Source organism: Flavobacterium cheonhonense, assembly GCF_035671315.1.
GTDB lineage: Bacteria > Bacteroidota > Bacteroidia > Flavobacteriales > Flavobacteriaceae > Flavobacterium > Flavobacterium cheonhonense.
Genome location: NZ_JAXAVY010000020.1, coordinates 1 through 907, shown reverse-complemented (window position 1 = coordinate 907; position 907 = coordinate 1). Strand labels below are relative to the sequence as shown.

The 907-nt window shown below is 40.9% G+C and carries 1 protein-coding gene; it reads right to left on the bottom strand.

All coding sequences use genetic code 11. From position 1 onward, the window contains the following. A partial coding sequence (locus SK086_RS13580; RefSeq protein ID WP_324692344.1) for a hypothetical protein occupies positions 1-907 on the bottom strand: 907 nt, incomplete at both ends.

The following is a 907-nucleotide window of genomic DNA, read 5'->3' as shown; positions in this document are numbered from 1 at the left end:
GTACAAGTCATATTATTGCTGCTGCTTTGCTCCGGACAATTTAAATAGTGTTTGTCAACAGTACCATTATCAAAGTTTTCATTGATAGCAGTTGCTGCTGTATTAATTTGAGACAATGAGTAAGCTGTTGAACAGCCTCCTATAACATCATTAGCTACTTGCAAGAAATTTGAAACGGTCATTCCAGCAAATGCGCCAGATTTTATGCTTAAAGAACCTAAACTGGTATTGCTTTGTGAGAAATTAGGGTCGTAGGCATCAAATCCGGTAGATAATGTAAGCGCAATCAACTGAGAAGATAAAACGCCTCTGCTACTAGTTGGATTTACAGCACTTGAGGTAAGTACCGCCGGAGAACCTCCTGCTGGTAAATAACTTTCAATTGCGGAAGAAGAAGTAAAGGTTAGTTTATTACTTCCACATCCTATAACTAAACCATTTGGAAATGCTCCTGCAAAGTTTGAATCTCTGTAGCATCCCGGATTATTTCCGTTACAAGAAGTGCCATAGCCTCCTTGGGTGAATGTTGTAAATTGTCCTTCACAGTTGTCAGATTGTCCACATGGATCTGTAACATTATAAGTCCAAGTAACATCCACATAGCCTCCACAAGCTGAAGGAGGATTTGAAGGGGCATTATTTGTTAATACACCATTGCTACATCCACCACTTGCAGAAGTTGAAGCCAAGAAACTTGTCCAAGCTGAGTTAACTTCTTGCTGAGTGCTGCAAGCCGGTACAGATACGTTATCACCACAGTTAAATGTGATTTGTGAAGAAGGTGTTACAGTAAATGTAGCACTTACACTGTCCTCAGAACAGTTGTCAGCGATGCTGTAAGTCAAACTCACGCTACCACCGTCGCACAATCTAGGTGCTTGGAATTCGCTGATGTTGAATTGAGCCG